Consider the following 21,565-nt stretch of genomic DNA (forward strand, 5'->3'; position numbering starts at 1 on the left):
GGCGTGCAGCTGCGCCAGAAGATCAGCACGCCTGGCGCGTCCGCCCTTCCTGCGCCGGCCCGCGCCAGTGGGCAACACCGGTGCCCGACCGATGCCCGGTCTCCACAACATCCGGTGCCCACCGTCCTGAACAGTGGTCAGAAGTTCGGGGGTGCCGAGCCAGTGGCGCGTCCGGGCCGGCGGCGCGACGTGGGCCTGGTTCAGTCGTCTGGGCAGATGACGAAGAGCGGGTACGGGAGTCGGCGGGGCTCGTCGCTGACCTCGACGAGCGCGTCGCGGATCTCGTGCAGGTGCCCGGTGGTCATCTGCAGCGGGGGTTCGTGGGGCTGGTAGGTGGTGCGGACCGGATAGTCCACGCCCGCTTCGGTGGTCATCTCGATGTGGCAGCCCAGGACGTGAGTGACGGGTCTGTGTTCGCAGAACTCGATCAGGCGGTCGATGGTCCCGGCGAACGCGGACCAGTCCTGGATGTAGAGGCGGCCGGGGTAGACCGTGTCGCCGGTGAGCAGGACCCCGGTCCACGGGTCGTAGAAGGTGACCGCTGTCTTGTGGTGGCCAGGGGTAGCGAGACACTCGAGCACGCGGCCCCCCAGATCGATCCGCGCCACGGCGGTGGGGTCCTGGGCGAATCCGAAGTACTTCCAGGCCGTGGCAAGGTCTGCGTCGACCACGGTGGTGTCGGGACGGTCGGCGAACTGATTGTCACCCGCGATGTGGTCGCCGTGGGCGTGGGTGTGCAGTACCAGCAGCTGGTAGTCCGGCCGGGGGTTGCGGACGAGCCAGCCGTCGATGAGTTCGTCAACCACTCGACGCAGCGGAAAGAACTCGGTGGACGCGGTGGCTCCGGTGTCGATGAGCACGGCCCGTGTGTTGCCGAACAGCAGGAACAGGAACGGCGCTTCGTAGTGGATGGCCATGTTCTGACGCAGGATGACGGTGTGCTCGTCGTAGGCGTAGACCTGGATGTCCGGGTCGGTGTTGTGCTTGGACGACGGTGAGCCGTGGATCCAGCGGACGTCCAACTCCCGGGGCCTGCGAACCGGGCTGTCGAAATCGATGAAGGATGTCCCTGTGGCCATGACGCCTCCCGAATGCGTCGTCTTTGCAGGCCGGGTACGGCGCACGTCTCGTCCGGGGCTGGCACTTATGAGCCTCCGCCGCGAAGCTACCACGAGATCGATCGACGACTCCGCCGCCCAGCGCTGCTGCAGCGACACCGCCTGGACCGCGCGGCCGGAACTCCCCGTTCACGATGGACCTGGCGGTGGCCCTGGACCGGGCACCGGGTTCACGGGTGCCCAGGCGTGGGCCGACAGGCCTCGGCGAACCCTGGGGCCCACCGGTGGGCACTGCGGGCGACCGGTGGCTCGCCTCCTGACGTCGGCCTACCGGCGCCGCCCTCTTTCGCGGCAGAGCACTCAACGTGGCGGAGCAGGGTCCGTTCAGGGTGTGGCGGCAGGGTTCGTCGGCACACCCTCCACGTAATCCATCCAAAATCCACAGGGTATGCACATATAGCCTGGTCAGGGCGCTGTTCGGTGCGTCATTGAGGGATGCGCGGCTCCACGGTGAGTTTCCGTGTATGTACTAAACGTCATAACAAGATGGGATTTATAGGACCTAGGCGAATATATCGCTCCTGGCGGGGCGTCTCTTTGAGTGAGTGTCAGTCCAGGAGCGGTTGCGTGGCTCGTGCGACCTGCGTGGGAGGCTGCTCACTTCACGATTTTTGGAGATGCGGAACACGATGTCAGCAGCCAAGCGAATGTCAGCAGCGTTCGCCTGCACGGGTTTGATCGCCATGACCGCCGCGTGTGCTCCCTCGGGGCCTACCGGCCAGGTTGCGGGGGCGCCGCCTGTGGTCATCACGGTGGGTTCGGCGAACGCCTACACCACGCTCGACCCGGCGCAGGCCTACGACATCGGCGCGTGGACGCTCTACTCCAACATCTACCAGGGCTTGATGAGCTACCGGCCGGGCTCGGACACCCCGCAGGCGGACGCGGCCCAGTCGTGCGGCTACACCGATCACGCCGACGAGACCTACACGTGCGTTCTGCGCCCGGACATGACGTTCTCCAACGGCGACCCGCTCAACGCCGCGGCAGTCAAGTACTCGATCGACCGCGTCATGGCGATCAATGATCCGAACGGCCCGGTCGCGATCCTGGGCGCCACCATCGCGTCGGTGCAGACGCGGGGGAACGACACGGTTGTCTTCCACCTGAAGTCTCCGGACGCGACCATGCCGGCCAAGCTCAGCTCCGGCGTCGCCTCGATCATCGACCCGAAAACCCTCCCGGCTGCCAAGGAAGCCGCCCTGGACTACACCGGTGTCGTCGGCTCCGGCCGGTACAAGATCGACTCGGTCACCTTCACCGGCTCCGGGGTCGACAAGTCCCCGAGCGAGGTCAAGCTCTCCCTGAACCCGAACTACAAGGGATCCGCCGCGACTCCGCGCAACTCGGGGATCGACCTGCGGTACTACCCGGACCAGGAGGGCACCAAGAAGGCGCTGGACGACGACCAGGTCGACACCGTCATCGCGGACCTCAACGTCTCCGACGTGGTCAGCATGCAGCAGAACCAGCAGCTCGGCACCGGCCTCCAAGTGGACTCCGGCCCGGGCGGCGGCATCCACATGCTGGTGCTCAACACCGCGTCCGGCGTCTTCGCGAAGCAGCCCGTGCGGCGCGCGGTGGCCGAGCTGCTCGACCGCGGCGCGATCGCCGACAAGGCCTTCAGCCACATGGTCTCCCCCGCGTACACCATCGTCCCGAGCAGCATCGCCGACGCGACCAGCAGCTTCTCCGTCTACGGCCAGCGGCCCCTGAGCGCGGACAAGGTCCGCCAGCAGCTCAAGAGCGCCGGGGTGTCGCTCCCGGTGCCCTTCACCTTCTCGTACTACAGCAGGGGCGACCAGGCCATCGCGCAGGAAGCCGCGCTCATCAAGCAGCAACTCGAGGCCGGCGGCATCTTCAAGGTCACCCTGCACGACTACGTGACCCACCCGAAGCTCGCGGCAGCGATCCTGCAAAAGCCCGACTTCGACGCCTACTCGCTGACCTGGTACTCCGACTACCTCGACATCGACGACTACATCGCCCCGCTCGTCGGCCCGCACAACGCCGTCCAAAACGGCTACGCCGCTCCCGCCGCCCTGATCGCCGACGGCCTGGCGCACACCAACCGCGAGGACGCCAAGAGCGACTACGCACAGATCCAGCAAGACATCGCACGGGACGTTCCCGTGGTGCCGCTCTGGCAAAGCAGCCAGTACGCGGCCACCCAGGAAAACGTCGACGGCGTGCCACTCACACTGGACAGCTCCGGCATCCAGCGCTGGTGGCTGATCGGCAAAAGCTCCACCTCCTGACACCCACCACCCGCACCGGATGCGACACAGGGACCGGAGGCTACCGAGAACACCCCTGACGCGCTGCGCGGCACGCTCAGTCCCACGTCGGCCAGGCCGGCCTTCGCCCAGCAGGACCCGCCGGTAGGACGGACGCCCAGCGGGCCGAACTCGTCCATGGCGAAGACCCGCCCGATCGCCGACCAGACCGAGTCGCACCGCCGGTTCTTCGTCGGAATGCGGCGTTTCGCCCCCGGGTGCGGGTCTTCCCTTGGTTCATTGGTCTAGTCCAAAATGATCGTTGACGAAGTCACGGCAAAACCGGCCGCACTCGGCTGCGATGCCGCGGGCGGTCATGACGGGTCACGGACACCGGACGAGGGGATGCCATGTCGGAGTGGGCCGGGGGGCTTCCCCGGGGAGGTGGTGCAGCCGAGTCCGGCGAGTTCGGGACGACGCTCCAGTTGTTTCGCAGACGGGCGGGGCTGAGTCAGGAGGTGGCCGCGTCGCGGGCCGGGATCAGCACCAGGGCGCTGCGTGACATCGAGCGAGGCCGGGTCCAGCGCCCCCAGACGCGCACCCTGCAGCGCCTGGCCGAGGCGCTGCAGCTGACTCGCGGAGAGCGGGCGGACCTGCTGGCGGTCGGCCGCACCGCGCCGCCTCGCGGCGTCAGTCGGCCGCGCCTGCTGATTCTCGGCCCGCTCTCCCTCCAGCGGGGTGACGGCTCCGTGTCTGTCACCAGTCCGATGCTGCGCCGCCTGCTCGGCCTGCTGGTGCTCAAGTACCCCGAGTCGTCCACCCAGCAGGAGATCACGGACGTCCTATGGCTGTCCGGGCCGCCCAGTTCCCATCAGAGCCTGATCCACACCTATGTCAGCCAGCTCCGCCAGCTGCTGGAACCGGGCGATCTGCCGACGGTCCCGCCGCCGACGGTCGCCCGTACGCCCACCGGCTACGTGCTGAAGGCGTCCCGAGGCCAGATCGACCTGGGCCACTTCGACGAGCAGCTGACCCAGGCGAAGCGGTTGCGCCGCGTGCCGGACCCCGGGGCCGCGTACGCGGCGCTGACGCAGGCCCTGCAGTGGTGGCGGGGTCCGGTGCTGGCGGATGCGGACCCGGTGCTGCGTCAGCATCCGGCGGCAGTGGCGGCCAACGAGCGGCGCGTCGAGGCGGCGCTGCTGCACGCCGACACGGCGCTGCTGCTGCGCCGGCACGAGGAGGCCGTCCCGGTGCTGCGGGACCTGGTCAACACCGAGCCGCTGCACGAGGGTCTGCACGCCCGGCTGATCCTGTCCCTGGCCAGTTGCGGGGAGCAGGCCGCCGCGCTCCAGGTGTTCAGCCGCCTGCGTGACCGGCTCGACGAGGAGCTGGGGATCGCGCCCAGCGCGGAGCTCCGCGACGCCCACATGCGGGTGCTGCGTCAGCAACTGCCCACCGCGCAGCGCCTCGACGCCCCCGCTCCTGCCGACCGCGCGGTGCCCGCCGGCCCGCCCCCGGCCCAACTGCCCGCCAGGACCGGCTCCTACGTCGGGCGGGGACGGCAGATGCGGGAGCTGGACGACCTCGTCTCGCCCGACCCGGCGCGGCGCTCACAGCTGGTGGTCGTGGTCGGGCCGCCCGGGGTGGGCAAGACCGCTCTCGCCAAGCACTGGGCGCACACGCGGCGGGAGCACTTCGGGGACGGGCAGTTGTTCGTCGACCTGCGCGGCCACTCACCGCTTCCGACGCTGCGCCCGAGCGATGTGCTGGCTCAGTTCCTCCGGGCCCTGGGTACCCCGGCCGACCAGGTGCCCGCCGACGAGGACGAGGCCGCGGCGCTCTACCGCACGCTGCTCGCCGGCAGGCAGATGCTGATCATGCTGGACAACGCACGGGATGCCGAGCAGGTCAGACCGTTGATCCCGGGCGCGCAGGGCTGCGTGGTGATGATCACCAGCCGCAGCCAGCTCGCGGGGCTGGTGGCGAGCGACGGTGCCCGACGCCTCGCCCTGGACGTGCTCGACCCGGACGAGGCCTGCCAGTTGCTCAGCAGCATCGTCGGCGCGTGCCGGGTCTCGGCCGAGCAGGAGGCGGCCCGCCGGCTCGTGCAGGTGTGCGGCGGTCTGCCGTTGGCCATCCGGATCGCCGGCGCCAACGTGGTGGCCCGCAACGCCGGGATAGCCGACTACGGTGCCGAACTGGCGGGCAGTGACGTGCTCAGCCGGCTGTGCGTCGAAGGGGATCGGCGCTCGACCGTGCGGGCCGCCTTCGACCTCTCCTACCGCGCGCTCCCGGTAGCGGGCCAGCGGATGTTCCGGTTGCTCAGCCTGATGCCCGGCCAGGACGTCACGGTGCCCGGCGCGGCGGCGCTGGTGGACTCGACCTCGGCCGGAACAGCCGGACTCCTGGTGAGCCTGACCGATGCGCACCTGGTGCAGGAACGGGTGCCCGGCCGGTTCGGGCTGCACGATCTGCTGCGCTCCTACGCCCGCGAACTGGTCGGCAGGGACGAGGCGCACGCCGCCCAGCAGCGGCTCTACGACTGGTACCTCTACCACACCGACGCCGCGGTCCGGCTGCTCTACCCGTCGGAGCCTGCCTCGGACCGGTCCGAGGCAGGCTCCGCGCCGTCGGCCGCGCTGGTCTTCTCGGGCCACGGTCAGGCCGCACAGTGGCTGGCCGCGGAGCGGGAGAACCTGTCCAGCGCGGTCCTCCAGGCGTCCGGCGCCGGTTTCCCCGGCGTCGCCTGGCGGTTGGCGGAGAGCCTGCACAGTCATCTGTCGGCGGGGAAGTACACGGGCGACTGCCTCAAGGTCGCGACCGCCGGCCTGTTCGCCGCGGTCGCCGACGGCCGGCTGCGGGCCCAGGCCGCGGCCCAACTTCGGCGTGCCGAATGCCGTTCGGCGATGGCGCACGACGCGCAGGCCCTGGAGCTGCTGGGCAGCGCGCTGGAGCTGGCACGGCAGGCCGACTGGAGCGACGGGCAGGAACTGGCGCTGCGTCGCCTCACCGCCGCGCACCGGGAGGACGGCACCGTGGTCCTTCCCTCGGCCCCGTGATCCCCCGGTCCGCCGGGCGGCGGAAGGGCAACTGTTGCGGCAGGTACCGCAGTTCTGCCGGTGCCCCGCCGACCGGTCCGGGGCGGTCGGCGGAACTGCTGGTCAGGGGAGGCATGTTGGCTGTGATCGGCTCAACTCCGGGCTTGCGGTCCTCTGGTCCGACTGTAGGAGCCTCGGCAGGCCCGCTGCGTACCGTGATCACCAGAGTTTGATTCCGCGCTGATTCATGAGGTGACACGTTGCGACAGCTCATCGCGCCCCTGACAGCCGCCCGTGCGGGGCGGCTCGGGCTCCTTCCCTGCGGCCGAGTCGGCATCATCCACGCGATCAGAAGGAGATGACGATGGAACTCTCCCCAGAGGCCCTGCGTCAGGACGTCCAGCGGGTCGCCGAGGTGGACGAATTCATGATCGCGTTCTACGAACACGCCCTCGGACTACCCGACTTCACTCCCTCCGGCATCGCCGAGGCGCTCGGCGTCGCACAGCAGCGTGCCGACCGGGCGGTCGCCACGCTGCGCGATCTGCGCCTGGTCAGGTCGGCCGAGCCCGGCACGGACCGACTGGTCGCGGTCAGCCCGGAGGCCGCCCAGATGGAGCTGCTGATCCCGCTGGAGCGGGAGATCCTCGACAGACGTCGCCGACTGGCGGGCTTCAGGGGGACGTTCAGCTCCTTCGTGGCGGCATTCGAGAAGCAGAAGCAGGCCGGCACCCGCGCGAAGTCGGTGGTGATCACCGACGACCCGGAGGAGATCGAACTGCGGCTGCTGGAGGCCGCGCAGGGCTGCACCACCGAGGTCCTGGTGATGCAGCCCTGCGTGGCCCAGGAGACCCCCGAGCTGCGGCTGGCCCGCCCGCTGGTGCTGGAAGCCGTGCGCCGGGGCGCGCAGGGACGGGTCCTCTACCCCCACACCGCCCGCGGCGACTCCGACACCCGCGCGCACATCGGCGAACTCCTGCCTGCGGGTGGGCAGGTGCGCACCACCAACGAGGTGCGCGACCGCTTCCTGGTCTTCGACCGGAGGACGGCCTTCATCCCGGCCGGTGACGGTGACGAGATCGCCGTCGTCTACGAGGGCGCGGTCGCGGCCTTCCTGGCCGGACAGCACGCCAGGGCCTGGGAATCCGCGTTCACCGTCGACTCCGGGGCGGCCGGCTACGCCGGGACGCTGGAGGATCTGAAGGCGACCCTGCTCGACCTGCTGGCCTCCGGGGCCAAGGACGAGGTGATCGCGCGCCGGGTGGGCATGTCCGACCGCACGCTCCGCCGTCATGTGGCCTCGATCATGGAGGACCTGTCGGCCACAAGCCGGTTCCAGGCCGGCGTGCTGGCCGCCAGGACCGGCCTGGTGGACGCGGTTCTGAGGAGCGTCGCATGAGCCGCTACGACCGACTCGCGTACACGTCCTCGGTGCGTAGGGTCCAGCAGGAGATGGGCAGCGCCACGGCGGCCGACCGTCGTCTGCGGGGCGCGGGCGGCGACGAGGCCGAGCCGCTCACCGGCGCTGCGGCCGAGTTCATCCGCGGTCTCGACGGCTTCCTGTTCGCCAGCGTGGGCGAGACCGGTTGGCCGTACATCCAGTTCCGAGGCGGCCCGCCGGGGTTCGTCCACGTCCTGGACGCGCACACGCTCGGTTATCTGGATGTCCGGGGCAACCGGCAGTACATCACCACGGGCAACGTGCGCGGCGACGACCGGGTCGCGCTGTTCTTCCTCGACCACGCCCGCCAGGCCCGGCTCAAGCTGTTCGGTCACGCCACCGCCGTGCCGGTCGGCGAGGACCCCGTGCTCGCCGAGCGCCTCGGTTCGCCGCGCACCGACGGGACGGTCGAACAACTCGTCACCATCCGGGTGGAGGCCTTCGCCTGGAACTGCCAGAACCACATCACCCGCCGTTTCAGCGAGCACGAACTCTCCGGCGCCCTGGCCCCGGTCCACGAGCGCCTCGCGCGGCTGGAGCAGGAGAACGCCGCGCTGCGCGCGGAGCTCAGCGCCCGGAACTGACGGCCCGGAACTTACGGCCCGGAACTGACCGTCCGCTGGCCGAATTCGGCAGCCGGAACCGGACATTGAGAAAGGTTCAGACCAATCCGTAGGGTGGAGGCACACCACAGAGCCCCGAGGCGAACGGAGTCCTCGCCCCATGGTCAGCGATGTGATCGACCGGAACAGCCGGTTCCAGGAAATCATGGACCGCCTCACCGCCAAGTCGATCGACGACTACTACAACCCCTACCGCCTTTTCGCGTGGCCGGATCGGCTCCCCGAGGACATCTGGTGGATGAGCCCCGAACTCACCACCACCTACGGCACGGAACTCGCCGGGACGCTTTCCCCGGAACAGCTCCGCACCCTGTCCAGGTACGAAAGCATCAATTTCTACAGCCTGAATGTGCACGGCATCCGGGAACTGCTGACCGAGGTGGTCAACCGGATCCACACGGCCGGTTTCGAGAAGCCCTCGGAGTTCTTCCACCATTTCATCGGTGAGGAGAACGAGCACATGTGGTTCTTCGCGGAGTTCTGCCTCCGCTACGGCGGAAAGATCTACCGCCAGCCGGCCGGCGGCGCGGAGGCCGTGGGCCACTCCGCCAAGACGGAGAGCCTGCTGGTCTTCGCCCGCATCCTGATCTTCGAGGAGCTGGTGGACCACTTCAACGCGACGATGGCCACCGACGAACGGCTGCACGAGACGATCCGGGCGATCAACCGGATCCACCACCAGGACGAGTCCCGGCACATCGCCTTCGGGCGTGAGCTGGTCGACCTGCTCTACCAGGACCTCAAGCAGACCGCGTCCGAGCAGGAGCTCACCGAGATCTCGAACTACCTGCGGCGCTATCTCACCCACAGCTTCGACTCGCTGTACCACCCGCAGGTCTACCGCGACGCCGGGCTGGACAGGCCGCACGAGGTGCGCTGGCTGCTGCTGGAGTCGCCCGCCCGTGCCGAGGCCGAGCGGCGGACCCTCCGCAAGACCACCAGATACCTGGAGAGGACGGGACTCATCCGATGAACCGCCTGACCGGGAGCGACGGCGCGCCCGCGCTCGCCATCCTCGGGCCGGAGGCCACCCGGCTGATCAAGGAACTCGACCGGGTCTTCACGGGCTGGGGCCTGGCGGCCGGAGCGGACGAGATCAGCCCGCCGCCGCTCTACCCGGTGACCGACCTGGAGAAGTTCGACGTCTACACCAACTTCCCCCAACTGGCCTGGGTCGCCGGTTCCCTGGACCTGACCCGGGAGCAGCACAAGCCCACCGGAGGCCGCTTCGCCCCCGAGGCGCTGCGCGAGGCCCGGTACGGGCTGCCGCACGCCACCTGCTACGGCGCGTACCTGTACCACGAGGGCGGGCAGGTCGCCGACGACACCCTGGTGACCCTGGTCAACCGCTGCTTCCGCAACGAGGACCACTACAGCGGGCTGCGCCGGCTGGCCAGCTTCCAGATGCGGGAGATCGTCGCGCTCGGCAGCTACGAGCACACCCAGCAGGCCCTGCACGGGTTCACCGAGCGGATCCTCGCCTTCGCCGCCGCGCTCGACCTCGACCTCGGCAAGGCCCCGGCCGGCGACCCGTTCTTCCGCAACGACGGCGCCCGCGCGCTGATGCAGAAGCTCAACCCGGTCAAGCACGAGTTCCAGTACGGGGACCTCGCGATCGCCTCAGTCAACACCCACCGGAACTTCTTCGGCGAGCGCTGCGACATCAAGCTGGCCTCCGGCGAGCACGCCTACACCTCCTGCACCGCCTTCGGGCTGGAGCGCTGGGTCGCGGTACTGACCGAGCACTTCGACGGAGACCTGAGCGCCGCCGTCGACGCGGTCCGCGCGGCCGACCGCGGGTGAGCCTGCCCCGCATCGGCGTCGACCTGGTGCCGCTCGCCCGGGTCGGCGAACTGCTCGGCCCCGGGAGCCGACCGCTGCTGGGCCGCATGCTCTCCGAGCACGAGCTGCGGATCTCCGTCACCCCCGACGGCGCTCCCGACCGGGCCGGGCTGGCCGGTCGGCTGGCCGCCAAGGAGGCGGTCTTCAAGCTGTTCGGCGCCGCCGGACAGCCGGTTCCCTGGCAGGGGATCGAGATCCTGCGCGGCCCGGGCGGCCGACCCGAGGTCCGGTTGGCCGGCCGCGCCGCCCAACTGGCCGCCCGGGCCGGGCTCGGCCCGATCGACATCAGCATCAGCCACGACGACGGCTTCGCGATCGCCGTCGCAGCCGCGGTCGCCGTCCCCTGACGCTCCCGCACCGCCCGTGACCGTCCAACCCGTCCCGAAGGGATCAGCCATGAGCTCCGCCGGTATCGACAAGGTCCGCGACTGGATCCTCGGCCGTCACCCAGGCCGCACCGAACTCGCCCTCGACGTCAACATCATCGAGAGCCGCCTGGTCGACTCGCTCGCCTTCGTCGAGCTGGTCTACACGATCGAGGACGCGGCCGGAATCGAGATCGACTTCGACGCCATCGACATCGAGGACTTCCAGTCGCTGGCCACCATCCAGAAGGCGTTCTTCGCCTGAGCCCGAGGAGGGTTCCCCATGCACGCTGTCTCCTACACGGCCCAGTGGATGGCCGCTGCCCGCGCCCAGGAGTCGGAGCGCGAGGACGCGCTCTTCGTCGACCGGCTGGCCCGGGACCTCGCCGCCCCCAAGGGCTTCGAGCTGATCGAGCGTTACGCGGGCGGCGGCCTGCTGCCCTTCATCTCGATCAGGACCAAGTACCTCGACGACGCGATCACGACCGTGCTCGCCGAAGGCGACATCCAACAGGTCGTACTGATCGCCGCCGGAATGGACGCCCGCGCCTTCCGGCTGGACTGGCCCGACGGTGTCGAGGTCTACGAGGTCGACCACGGGCCGCTCATCGCCGAGAAGCGCCGCCGCCTCGACGCCCTCGGCGCCGAGCCGCGCACCGACCGGCGAGAGGTCTCCGCCGACCTCACCGGCGACTGGCTGCCCGCCCTGGAGGCGGCGGGCTTCGACCGCACCCGCCCCACGCTGTGGGTCGCCGAGGCGCTGACATTCTTCCTCACCGAGGAGCAGGCAGCCGGCCTGCTCCGACTGCTGGCCTCCGCGTCCGCCCCGGGCAGCCAGCTGGCCTTCGACATCCTCGGCCGCGCGCTGCTGCGCAGCCCGTTCTCCAAGCCGTTCCTGGACACCCTCGCCGCCGACGGCACCCCGTGGATCTTCGGCAGCGACGAGCCGGAGGAGTTCGTCGCGGCGAACCTGTGGAAGGTGGTGGACCTGCACGAGCCCGGCCAGCCCGGAGCCGGACAGGGCCGCTGGCCGTACGACGTCCAGCCGAGGACCCGCCGCGGCGCCAACCGGCTGTGGCTGATCCGCGCACAGATCGCGTCGGCCTGATGAGCCATCCGACCACGGACCGCCCGACCCCGGTCCGCCCGATCACCCTGGAACGGATCGAGTCCTACCTGCCCGAGCGCAGCGTACGGATCGAGGAACTGGGTGAGCGGCTCGGCCTGCGCCGGGCCCAACTCGGCGTGTTCCGCAAGTTCTACGGGCTGGACAGGCTCCGCTTCGACCCCGATCTCCCGCTGCTCGACCTGCTGCGGCCGGCCGCGCGCAGCGCCCTGTCCGCCCTGCCGGAGGGCGGCCAGGTGGACTTCCTGGCCTACGCCCACACCACGCAGGCGGTGGCCCCGGCCGACGTGGACATCGCCCAGCTGGTCCGCGACGAACTCGGCCTCGTGGACACCGAGGCGTTCGGCCTCAGCCACCAGGCCTGCGTCAGCAGCCTCGGCGCCATCGAGGTACTGGGCGAACTGCTGCGCGCGGAGGGCGGCGAGGGCGCGTACGCCCTGATGGTCACCGGCGAGCAGGCGTACGCGCCGATCGTCCAGCACATCCCCAACACCGCGATCATGGCGGACGCCGCGGCCTCCTGCCTGATCACCCTGGACGGCGACGGCGACGTGGTCCGGTCCTTCGCGATCCGGACCCTGGGCGAGTACGCCCAGTGGCTGGAGCTGACCCCCGAGCAGAACACCGAGTTCGGGGAGCAGTACGGCGGCAGGATCGCGGAGGTCATCCACCAGGCCCTGGCGGACGCCGGGTTGACGCTCGACGAGATCGACCTGGTGATCCCGCACAACGTCAACATGCTGGCCTGGCGGCAGACCATCAAGGAGCTGGGGGTGGCGCCGGAGAAGGTGTTCCTGGACAACGTGCCGCGCTTCAGCCACACCTTCGCCTCCGACGTCTTCGTCAACTACACCACGCTGCGGGACACCGGCCGCCTGGTCGACGGCAGGCACTACCTGCTGGTCTCCGTCGGCCTGGGTGCCACCTTCGGCGCGATGGTGATCACGCACCGCACGGCGGGTGATCACTGATGGACCGTCAGGAGATCCTCGCCGTCATCGAGAAGGCACTCAGCGAGGTTCTGGAGCGGCCGGTCACCGGACTCACCGAGGAGACCGCGCTCTTCGACGAGCTACAGCTGCAGTCCTTCCACGTGCTGGGCCTGCTGATGACCGTCGAGGAGGCGACCGGGATCGCGGTGGACCCGGAGGAGCTCGACGTCGACGACCTGCGGACCGTGCGGTCCTTCACCGACTACGTCGAGGCCGCACTCCGCCAAGGAGAGGGGACGTCATGACCGGCCTTGCCCTGCGGGCCGCCGCAGCGGTGCGCTCGCCGAAGGGCCGCGCCCCGGGCGACCTCCCGGCGACCGTGCTCGACTACTTCCGCGACCTGCTCGCCCCCTTCGACCGGAAGCCGGACGAGGAGGCGCTCGGCCGCGGTGCGCAGGTCCATCACCGAGACCTCGCGGACCTGCTCGCCGCGGACGACGGCGTCAGCCGGAGCCGGCCGGAGCTGCTCATCGTCGCCCACGCCCTTCCCGACGTGGCGCCGTTCACCGCTGTCGCCCCGTACCTGACCGATCGCCTCGGCGGTCGGGCGACCAACTTCGCCATCGGCCAGCAGGGCCTGGCCGCGCCCTTCACGGCGCTGCGGATCGCGTCGGCCTACCAGCGGGCGGGGCGGGCCGCGGAGGTGGTGCTGGCGGTGCTGGAGCAGACGACCCTGCCGACAGCCTTCCCGCTGGTCCCGCAGACCCCGCTCATCGACTCCGCCGCGGCGCTGGTCCTCGGGTCCGCCCCGAGCCCGGTCGGCCCGCGGTTCGTCCGGGCGACCTCCGCCGCCACGGCTGCGGAGGTCCTCGCGGTGGACGCCCTCGGCCAGGACGTCGAGGCGGACGGCACGCTGCTGGTGCTCGGCCCCTGGGTCACCGGGGCCGTCCCTCGGCGCACCGAGGTGCACCGGGTGGAGCCGGGCAGCTACTGCACCAGCCTCTGGCTCACGCTGGCCGACCACTGGCAGGAGTGGCAGCAGGCCTACCGGCGGATCGTGCTCTGCGACACCGACCCGCGCTCCGGCCGCAGCCATGCGGCGCTCTTCGCCGACGACGAGGGGTGACTCCTCACCGCGGGGCTGGTCGAGCCCGTTCGCCCGGACCGGCCGTCGCGAACGGGCTCGACCACCCGCACCGGCCCGGACAGGGGCCAGACCGTCGGCCGCGTTCGGCGCGGCTGCGACAGACAGGACGAGGCAACCGAAGGGACGGTTGGAAGACGATGACAACGGTCAACGAGTTGACGATCAGACTGGACTCCGCGCGGGCCGGGACCGGACCGGCCACCTGGGGACAGCGCGCGATCTGGGGAGTCGTCACCCACCTGGGCGACGACGCCCCCAGGTACAACCTGCCGGTCGACCTCCCCCTCACCCCGCCCCGCCCCGTGGCCCGCGTCCTCGCGGACCTGACGCAGCTGCTCCGGCTCCACGACAGCCTGCACACCAGATTGCTGGCGGTCGGTCGGAACGGGCTGGAGCAGGTGGTGGACGGCGTCGGCGAGCTCGCGGTGGAGATCAGGCAGTGCGCCGAGGCGGACGCCCCGGCGGTAGGCGCCGGACTGCTCCAGGAGCTGGCCGGGCGCTCCTTCGACACCGCGCGCGAGTGGGGACTGAGGGTCGGCCTCGTCGCGTGCGAGGGTGCGGTTCACCGGTTGGTGCTGGTCGGTGCGCACACCGCGACGGACTACTGGGGGCTGGGCCGCCTGCTCCGCGACCTGGAGTCGGTCCAGGCGGGCGAGACCGCCGAGTCGCTGCGCCAGGCACGCCCCGCCCAACAGCCTCTGGAGGCCGCGGAGTTCCAGGCATCGCCGCTCGGCCGTCGCCGGGACGAGGCGGCCCGCCGCCACTGGCGTGAGCAACTGACCGCCGGCCCCCGGCGGCTGTTCCAGACCCCCGCAGCACCGGAACTCGCGGACGACCCGGACCGGATGTTCCCCAACGCGGTGCTGCGCTCGCCCGCGCTGGCGGTCGCGGTCGGACGGGTCGCGACGGAGCTGGAGGTGAGCGACGCCGCAGTGCTGCTCGGAGCCGCCTCGCATCAGCTGGCACGTCAGTCGGGGAGCAGCGAGGTGCTGTGGCAGGTGGTGGTGGGCAACCGCTTCCAGCCGACCGCCGCCGCCTCGGTCAGCACGGTGGCGCAGGAGGCCCTGTTCCGGCTCACGGACGCGGACCGGGACTTCGCGGACGCGGTGCGGCGGACGCGGTCGGCGGCGTTCCACGCGTTCCGTCACGCCGCCTACGACAAATGGGCGCTGGACCGCGAGATCGCGGCGCTGGTCGAGAAGGAGGAGGCGGCCGACCACTCGTACTGGTGGAACGACACCCGGGACCCGGCCGTCGGGCCCTTCGACACCGTCGAACGCCCGCGGGCGGCGCTCAGCGAGCTGATCGGCCGGACCGAGCTGAGCTGGCCGACCGAGTTCCTGCCCCGGGTCAACGTCTCGACGGCGGTGGATGTGCTGACGGCGCCGGGAGCTCTGGATCTCGCCATGACCGCCGACCCGGCAGTCCTCGACCGCGGCGGGATGGAGCAGTTCCTGCGCGGAGTCGAACGGCTGGTCGTGGCCGCGGCGATCGCCCTGGGGGACTGATGACCACGCGCTACGCGGGAATCGCCTGGACGGGCGCGGGCTACCGGGTCGCGGTCCTGGACGGCGCGGGGTGCCGGGTCACCGGAGCGAGGAGTTGGGGTGCCGCCCAGGTCGCCGAACTCATCGCCTGGCTGAGGGGTTTGGACGGCGGGAGCACACCGGCGGTGGTGCTGGACAGCACCAACGGCCTGCTCGACGGGCCGATGACGGCAGCCGGTCTGGAGGTGTACCGCGCGGACCCGTGGGTGCTGCCGCCGCGGCCGGGGTTCGGCTCCGTCCCGGCCGAGCGGCTGGCCGAGCAGGCCCGGACCGCGCCCGGCACGCTGGCCCGGGTGACCGCCGAAGGCGGCACGCTGACGGGCCGCGCCGAGGAGTTCTTCGAAGGCGTGCGGCGCGGCGAACCGACGGTGGCGGCGCTGGTGGCGGCTGGAGGCTGCTTCGAGCACGGCCGCCGTGACGTCCCACGGGTCGCCCTCACCTTCGACGACGGCCCCGACCCGGCGCTCACCCGGCAGGTGCTGGAGATCCTGGACCGCTACGGAGCCCGGGCGACGTTCTTCAGCGTCGGCCACCACGTCGCGGCGCTGCCCGACGAGGTGCGCAGGATCGCCGACGCCGGACACGAACTGGGGAACCACTCCTGGTCGCATCCCTATCTGCCTGACCTGACGCCCAGTCAACTCCGCGAGCAGCTCGACCGGACGACGGAGGCGGTGGCCCGGGTCACCGGTCAGGCTCCGACGCGCTTCCGTCCGCCGTACGGCGCGCTCACACCCGAGGTGCTGGCCGCCCTCGACGGGTATCCGACCACCCTGACGCTGTGGGACGTGGACTCCCGCGACTGGACGAGGCCGGGGCCGGAGCAGATCGCCGCGACCGTCCTGGAGGCCGCCGGGCCGGGCTCGGTGGTGCTCATGCACGAGGGCGCCGGGGACCGGGGTCAGACCGTGCGGGCCCTTCCCTCGATCGTCGAGGGCCTGCTCGAACGCGGCCTGGAACTGGTCACCGTGGGAGAACTGCCCGCGCTCGCACCCGCATCCGCACCTGCTCCCGCACCTGCCCCCGCATCCGCTTCGGCAGCGGGCAGCCACTCCACCGTCGACGACCACACGCTACGACTGATGGGTTGAAACAGTCATGGAAGAAAGCCTGACCGACGTCACCGCGGCGGCGACATCCGCGCGGACACAGGACCCGCCCACCGAGACTCCGCCTGCCCAGGACCTGCCCGCCGAGACCGCGTCGAGTCAGGGACCGGCGATCTGGTCCCGCAACTTCCGGTTCTACTTCACCGCCCGCAGTGCGGGCCTGCTCAGTTGGGCCATGCTGCCGGTCGCGGTCTCGGCCGGTCTGCTCAGCGGCGGGTACGGTCTGGGCACCGCGGGCTACGCCATGGCCTTCCTGGTGGGCCCGTTCGCCGGCCTGGTGCTGTTCGGCGGAGTGCTCGCCGACCGGTTCACCGCCCGTCGGCTGATGATCGCCGCCGACCTGGCGAACCTCACCGCCCACACCCTGCTGGCCGTCCTGTTCATCCACGGCATCAGCCATCTCTGGCAGCTGTACGCGCTGTTGGTGGTGGCCGGGACCGCCAACGCCATGTTCCAGCCGGGCGCCTCGTCGACCGTCCCGCTGGTGGCCAGGGACGTCCAGGGAGCCAACGGGGTGCTGCGGACCTCCGAGGCGCTCACGGGGCTGGGCGGGCCGGCGCTGGCCGGCGCCCTGGTCGGACTGGGAGCCACCGGCTTCGTGATGGTGATCTCCGCCGTTGCCTACGGAACCAGCGCCACCTGCCTGCTCGCGCTGCGGCTGGGAGCGGTGCCCGCCCCGCCCGCCGGGGAGAGCCTGTGGCGCAACCTGGCCATCGGGTGGCACGAGTTCCGTGGCCGCAGCTGGCTCTGGGGCGTGGTGGTGATCTGGATGTTCTATGCGGTGCTCTCCTGGGGACCCCAGCTGTCGGTGGCCGCCAGCGTCATCGTGCCCGAGCACGGTGCGACCGCCTTCGGGCTGATCAACTGCGCGCTGGGCGCGGGCACCGTGATCGGCGGCCTGCTGGCGATCCGCTACAAGCCCCAACGTCCCCTGGCCGCCGGAGCGGTGGCGATGCTGGCCTACCCGCTCTACCCGCTCGGCATCGTGCTCGGCTGGCCGGCCTGGCTGCTTGCCGCCGCGCAGGTCGCGGTCGGGGCCGGGATCGGCGTCTGGGGCGTCATGTGGGCGACCAGCGTGCAGACCCAGGTGCCGGGCGAGGTGCTCAACCGCGTGCACGCCTACGAGGTCGCGGGTTCCGTCGGGATGTACCCGATCGGCAGTGCGCTGGCCGGCCCGGCCGTCGGGGCGTTCGGCACCGACCGGGTGCTCATGGTCGGCGTCGTCGTCGCTCTGCTCACGGCCGTCGCCCTCCTCGCCTCCCGGCCGATCCGCACCCTGGGCCGGTCGCCGAGCGCCGCCTGACGGTGCGGAACGGAGTCGTCGATGCAGCGGGGCACACGGCTGTCGCTGTGCACGGCCGCCGATGGCGTGCACTACCTGGTCGGCCGCACCGAGGAGGTCCTGGACGCACTGCCGGTCGCGCGGAGGGACCACGAAGCCGCTTCGGCGCGGCCGCCTTGGCGCGCGGTGGAGTACGCCGCCTCCCGGACCTTGTTGCGGACCCTGCTGCGGGAGGTCGGTGCCGACCTCCAGGGCGGGCCGATCGTCGCCCGCCCGAGTGGTCAGCCGTACCTGCCGGACCGCCCCGATCTGGGCGTGAGTCTGTCGCACTGCTCGGGTTGGGTCGCCGCAGCCGTCGGCAGTGACCGCGACGTGGGCGTCGACGTGCAGACCCCGTCCAGCGTCGGCGACCGAATGCTGCGGCTCTGCTGCTCGCCCGGCGACGCAGCGGACCTCGCCGCCATGCCCGAGGAGCGGCGCCGACGTGAGTTCGCCTGGATCTTCAGTGTGCAGGAGGCGTGCGTCAAGGCCGTGGGCCAGGGGTTCTCCGGCCGCCCCTGGAACGTGCCGGTGGCTCTCGGACAGCAGGCAGGCGAATGGGGGCTGGTCCGCTGGTGCGCCCCTGGGGGGCGGCACCCGCTACCGGTCGGCCTCGCCTGGACGGAGGTGCCGGTTCGGGACAGCGACCTTTCTGACGGAGCGTGTGGCGGTGGGTTCGGCGTCCGGGAGCTGTTCACCAGCTGAGGCGCGCCGCGATCGGTAGGTGGTCGCTGGTCGTGGCCGGCAGTACCCACGAGCTGTCCGGTGTCATGCCACGCACCAGGATCTGGTCGATCCGCACCATCGGGAACGACGCCGGCCAGGTGAAGCCGAAGCCGTCCCCGGCCACCACCTGGGCCGAGTGCAGCTGTGAGGTGATTCCGCTGAGCTCGCGGTCGTCCGTGGTGCCGTTCAGATCGCCCAACAGCACCACCCGCTGACTTTTGTCGGCCGCGATGGCCTTGCCGAGCGCCTGCACGCCGATGTCCCGCGAGGCGGTCCAGAAACCGGTCCGGGGAGTCACCCGCACGGACCCCAGGTGTGCCACATAGACCGTCAGCGGCCCGTGGGCGGTGGTGACCGTGGTGCGCAGCGCCCGGTTCGCGGGCAGTTTGTCGGCGGCCGGCTTTCGGGCCGCCAGCGGTCCGTAGTCGATGATGTCGATGGGCTGGGTGCCCGACAGCGGCAGCTTGCTCCACAGGCCGACCGTGCCCTGCACCGTGTGGTAGGGATAGGCCGCCGCCAGCTGCTGCTCGTACCTACCAGTGGCCTGCGGGGTCAGCTCCACCAGGGCCAGCAGCGTGGCGCCGGAGGCGGCCAGGTCGCGGGCGGTGCCGGCCGGGTCGGGGTTGCCGGCGTTGACGTTCTGTTCGGCGACGGTGAGGTCGCCGCCCGCACGGGACTTGTCGCCGAGCAGGCCGCCGAAGAGGTTCACCCACGCCACGACCGGCAGCAGCAGCGCGACCAGCGTGGCGGGGGAGCGGCGCCACAGCGCACCGACCAGCAGCACAGGGACGAACAACCCGAACCACGGCAGGAGACACTCCACCAGGCTGCCGAGATTCCCGAACCCGCTCGGGATCCGCGCGTTCAGCACCAGGAGCAGGCCAAGCAGCAGCGCCAGCACGGTGAGTACGGGGCCGCGCCGCCAGGTGTCCGGCCTGGCGCCGGAGCGGATCACGGAGCGGATCACCCGTCGGAGGCCCGCGCGCCGGGTCCTGGCGACCTCGCCGCCGTCGAGTGGAGGGTCGTTCGTTGCCGGCGTTGAGGGCGGGGTGCGGTTCATGCCGAGAGTCAACGCGGCGGGGCGTTGTGGCTGCGTATGGGAATTTCGATACGCGGGGCATATACCTGCGCTCGTAGCATCGGGTCATGCGCGTGTTGATCGTCGAGGACGAACCCTTTCTGGCGGAAGCCGTCCGCGACGGCCTGCGCCTGGAGGCGATCGCGGCGGACGTCGCGGGAGACGGCGACACGGCTCTGGAGATGCTGGGCGTCAACAGCTACGACATCGCGGTCCTCGACCGTGACATCCCCGGGCCGTCCGGGGACGAGATCGCCCGCCGCGTCGTCGCCTCCGGCAGCGGCATGCCGATCCTGATGCTCACCGCGGCGGACCGCCTCGACGACAAGGCCTCCGGTTTCGAACTCGGCGCCGACGACTACCTCACCAAGCCGTTCGAACTCCAGGAGCTCGTGCTCCGGCTGCGCGCCCTCGACCGCAGGCGTGCCCACAGCAGGCCGCCGGTGCGGGAGATCGCCGGCCTGCGTCTGGATCCGTTCCGCCGCGAGGTCTACCGGGACGGCCGCTACGTCGCGCTCACCCGCAAGCAGTTCGCCGTGCTAGAAGTCCTCGTCGGCGCTGAGGGCGGCGTCGTCAGCGCCGAGGAGCTCCTGGAACGCGCGTGGGACGCGAACACCGACCCCTTCACCAACGCCGTGCGAATCACCGTGTCCGCTCTGCGCAAGCGGCTCGGCGAACCGTGGGTCGTCGCCACCGTGCCCGGCACCGGCTACCGCATCGACGCGCCGGCGCGGCCCGGCGGGGTCGGGGGAGGAGAGCGTGGATAGGGCGCCGGGACCGAGCGTCCGCCTGCGACTCACCTTCAGCTACACCGGATTCCTGCTGCTGGCCGGGGTGCTGCTGCTCGCGTCGGTGTGGGTGTTCCTGCTGCGCTACGTCCCCCAGCGGGCGCTCATCGTTCCCGGCTCGACCGGCGGCACTTCGACCCGGGGCGTCTTTCCGGTCCGGTCCGAGCTCCTGCATGTCTTCGCGCCGAGGGCGGCAGCCGTGATGGCCTTCCTGCTGGTGCTCGGCCTGGTGGGCGGGTGGTTCCTCGCCGGCCGGATGCTCGCCCCCGTCACCCGCATCACCGCCGCCACCCGGCTGGCCGCGACCGGATCGCTCTCCCACCGCATCCGGCTGCCCGGACGCAACGACGAGTTCCGCGAACTCGCCGACGCGTTCGACACGATGCTGACCCGGCTGGAGGCTCACGTCGCCGAGCAGCGTCGCTTCGCCGCCAACGCCTCGCACGAGCTGCGCACCCCGCTGGCGACCTCGAAGGCACTCCTGGACGTGGCCCGTACCGACCCGGACCTCGACACGGGCGAACTCGTGGCCCGCCTCCAGGTTGTCAACACCCGTGCGATCGACCTCACCGAGGCGCTGCTGCTGCTGAGCCGCGCCGAGCAGCGGTCCTTCGCCCGAGAGCCCGTCGACCTGTCCCTGCTGGCGGAGGAAGCCAGTGAGACGCTCCTGCCCCTCGCCGAGAAGCGCGGGGTCACCATCGAGACCAGCGGCGACATCACCCCCACCAGCGGATCGCCCGCGCTGCTCCTGCAGCTGACCGTCAACCTCCTGCACAACGCGATCGTGCACAACCTTCCGGCGGGCGGCAGCGTGTGGGTGACCACCGGCGTCCACGCCGACCGGGTCGAGCTCACCGTCGAGAACACCGGTGAACACATCACCGCGGAGCAGGCCGAGGCCTTCACCGAGCCGTTCCAGCGCGGCACCGAGCGCGTCCACACCGACCACGCCGGGGTCGGCCTCGGCCTGGCCATCGTCCGGACCATCACCCATGCGCACGACGGGACCCTCACCCTCACCCCGCGTCCTGCGGGCGGGCTGCGGATCACCGTGGAACTGCCGGCAGCGGACACGCGGTCCGCACCGTAGGTGCTCGGCGTCCGCCCGTGCGGAGTGTGTCCGGCACGCCGACGAAGGGCGCCGCGGC

Annotated in this window: 20 protein-coding genes, 1 pseudogene and 1 riboswitch; of the genes and pseudogenes, 18 read left to right on the forward strand and 3 right to left on the reverse strand. The window is 71.1% G+C overall.

Translation table 11 applies throughout. The annotated features are described in order from the left end of the window. Positions 1 to 200: 200 nt before the first annotated feature. The gene (locus ABH928_RS31950) at positions 201 to 1,079 is read right to left on the reverse strand and encodes an MBL fold metallo-hydrolase (RefSeq protein ID WP_370072161.1); all 879 of its coding nucleotides are present in this window, start codon (positions 1,077 to 1,079) and stop codon (positions 201 to 203) included. 11 nt (positions 1,080 to 1,090) lie between these two features. Continuing rightward, positions 1,091 to 1,158: riboswitch (guanidine-III (ykkC-III) riboswitch) on the reverse strand. Positions 1,159 to 1,858: 700 nt separating this feature from the next. On the opposite strand from ABH928_RS31950, the gene ABH928_RS31955 reads away from it, so the two are divergent. Further along, on the forward strand, positions 1,859 to 3,376 hold the full coding sequence (locus ABH928_RS31955; RefSeq protein ID WP_370072162.1) for an ABC transporter substrate-binding protein: 1,518 nt from the start codon (positions 1,859 to 1,861) through the stop codon (positions 3,374 to 3,376). A gap of 86 nt (positions 3,377 to 3,462) precedes the next feature. Here ABH928_RS31955 and ABH928_RS31960 read toward each other — a convergent pair. Then, a pseudogene (locus ABH928_RS31960) lies at positions 3,463 to 3,546 on the reverse strand (IS630 family transposase); the annotation flags it as partial. 198 nt (positions 3,547 to 3,744) lie between these two features. Here ABH928_RS31960 and ABH928_RS31965 point away from each other — a divergent pair. From ABH928_RS31965 to ABH928_RS32035, 15 genes are all read left to right on the forward strand, one after another. Continuing rightward, positions 3,745 to 6,393 carry a BTAD domain-containing putative transcriptional regulator gene (locus tag ABH928_RS31965; RefSeq protein WP_370072163.1) on the forward strand — a complete coding sequence of 883 codons (2,649 nt, stop codon included), beginning with the start codon at positions 3,745 to 3,747 and terminating at the stop codon, positions 6,391 to 6,393. A 343-nt stretch (positions 6,394 to 6,736) separates the two neighbouring features. Next, complete coding sequence (locus ABH928_RS31970) at positions 6,737 to 7,771, forward strand: LuxR C-terminal-related transcriptional regulator (protein WP_370072164.1); 1,035 nt, start codon at positions 6,737 to 6,739, stop codon at positions 7,769 to 7,771. Continuing rightward, positions 7,768 to 8,397, forward strand: coding sequence for a pyridoxamine 5'-phosphate oxidase family protein (locus ABH928_RS31975; RefSeq protein ID WP_370072165.1), 630 nt, complete (start codon positions 7,768 to 7,770; stop codon positions 8,395 to 8,397). The genes ABH928_RS31970 and ABH928_RS31975 overlap by 4 nt, the downstream gene beginning before the upstream one ends. A gap of 139 nt (positions 8,398 to 8,536) precedes the next feature. Beyond that, entirely contained in the window at positions 8,537 to 9,409 is an 873-nt protein-coding gene (locus ABH928_RS31980) for a diiron oxygenase (RefSeq protein ID WP_370072166.1), read from the forward strand. Continuing rightward, complete coding sequence (locus ABH928_RS31985; RefSeq protein ID WP_370072167.1) at positions 9,406 to 10,239, forward strand: hypothetical protein; 834 nt, start codon at positions 9,406 to 9,408, stop codon at positions 10,237 to 10,239. Before ABH928_RS31980 ends, ABH928_RS31985 begins: the two co-directional genes overlap by 4 nt. Further along, on the forward strand, positions 10,236 to 10,625 hold the full coding sequence (locus tag ABH928_RS31990; RefSeq protein ID WP_370072168.1) for a holo-ACP synthase: 390 nt from the start codon (positions 10,236 to 10,238) through the stop codon (positions 10,623 to 10,625). Before ABH928_RS31985 ends, ABH928_RS31990 begins: the two co-directional genes overlap by 4 nt. A 49-nt stretch (positions 10,626 to 10,674) precedes the next feature. Further along, complete coding sequence (locus tag ABH928_RS31995; RefSeq protein WP_196192483.1) at positions 10,675 to 10,908, forward strand: acyl carrier protein; 234 nt, start codon at positions 10,675 to 10,677, stop codon at positions 10,906 to 10,908. Between the two features lie 18 nt (positions 10,909 to 10,926). Further along, positions 10,927 to 11,751, forward strand: coding sequence for a class I SAM-dependent methyltransferase (locus tag ABH928_RS32000; protein ID WP_370072170.1), 825 nt, complete (start codon positions 10,927 to 10,929; stop codon positions 11,749 to 11,751). Next, a complete protein-coding gene (locus ABH928_RS32005; RefSeq protein WP_370072171.1) occupies positions 11,751 to 12,740 on the forward strand; it encodes a 3-oxoacyl-[acyl-carrier-protein] synthase III C-terminal domain-containing protein in 990 nt (329 codons plus the stop codon). The genes ABH928_RS32000 and ABH928_RS32005 overlap by 1 nt, the downstream gene beginning before the upstream one ends. Continuing rightward, positions 12,740 to 13,006: an acyl carrier protein gene (locus ABH928_RS32010; protein WP_370072172.1), complete on the forward strand. Its 267-nt coding sequence runs from the start codon at positions 12,740 to 12,742 to the stop codon at positions 13,004 to 13,006. The genes ABH928_RS32005 and ABH928_RS32010 overlap by 1 nt, the downstream gene beginning before the upstream one ends. Further along, a complete protein-coding gene (locus ABH928_RS32015; RefSeq protein ID WP_370072173.1) occupies positions 13,003 to 13,827 on the forward strand; it encodes a hypothetical protein in 825 nt (274 codons plus the stop codon). Before ABH928_RS32010 ends, ABH928_RS32015 begins: the two co-directional genes overlap by 4 nt. Positions 13,828 to 14,003: 176 nt before the next feature. Further along, positions 14,004 to 15,356, forward strand: a complete 1,353-nt coding sequence (locus ABH928_RS32020; RefSeq protein WP_370072174.1) for a condensation domain-containing protein — start codon at positions 14,004 to 14,006, stop codon at positions 15,354 to 15,356. Continuing rightward, positions 15,356 to 16,486, forward strand: coding sequence for a polysaccharide deacetylase family protein (locus tag ABH928_RS32025; RefSeq protein WP_370072175.1), 1,131 nt, complete (start codon positions 15,356 to 15,358; stop codon positions 16,484 to 16,486). Before ABH928_RS32020 ends, ABH928_RS32025 begins: the two co-directional genes overlap by 1 nt. 7 nt (positions 16,487 to 16,493) lie before the next feature. Continuing rightward, positions 16,494 to 17,807, forward strand: coding sequence for an MFS transporter (locus ABH928_RS32030; protein WP_370072176.1), 1,314 nt, complete (start codon positions 16,494 to 16,496; stop codon positions 17,805 to 17,807). A 21-nt stretch (positions 17,808 to 17,828) separates the two neighbouring features. Next, positions 17,829 to 18,530 carry a 4'-phosphopantetheinyl transferase superfamily protein gene (locus tag ABH928_RS32035; RefSeq protein WP_370072177.1) on the forward strand — a complete coding sequence of 234 codons (702 nt, stop codon included), beginning with the start codon at positions 17,829 to 17,831 and terminating at the stop codon, positions 18,528 to 18,530. Here the strand turns inward: ABH928_RS32035 and ABH928_RS32040 are convergent. Continuing rightward, complete coding sequence (locus tag ABH928_RS32040) at positions 18,520 to 19,611, reverse strand: endonuclease/exonuclease/phosphatase family protein (RefSeq protein WP_370072178.1); 1,092 nt, start codon at positions 19,609 to 19,611, stop codon at positions 18,520 to 18,522. The genes ABH928_RS32035 and ABH928_RS32040 overlap by 11 nt on opposite strands. Positions 19,612 to 19,697: 86 nt before the next feature. Between ABH928_RS32040 and ABH928_RS32045 the strand changes: the two genes are divergently transcribed. After that, positions 19,698 to 20,396, forward strand: coding sequence for a response regulator transcription factor (locus ABH928_RS32045; protein ID WP_370072179.1), 699 nt, complete (start codon positions 19,698 to 19,700; stop codon positions 20,394 to 20,396). Continuing rightward, a complete protein-coding gene (locus ABH928_RS32050; protein WP_370072180.1) occupies positions 20,389 to 21,507 on the forward strand; it encodes a sensor histidine kinase in 1,119 nt (372 codons plus the stop codon). The genes ABH928_RS32045 and ABH928_RS32050 overlap by 8 nt, the downstream gene beginning before the upstream one ends. Positions 21,508 to 21,565: the final 58 nt, after the last annotated feature.

This window comes from Streptacidiphilus sp. MAP5-3, assembly GCF_041262505.1.
GTDB lineage: Bacteria > Actinomycetota > Actinomycetes > Streptomycetales > Streptomycetaceae > Streptacidiphilus.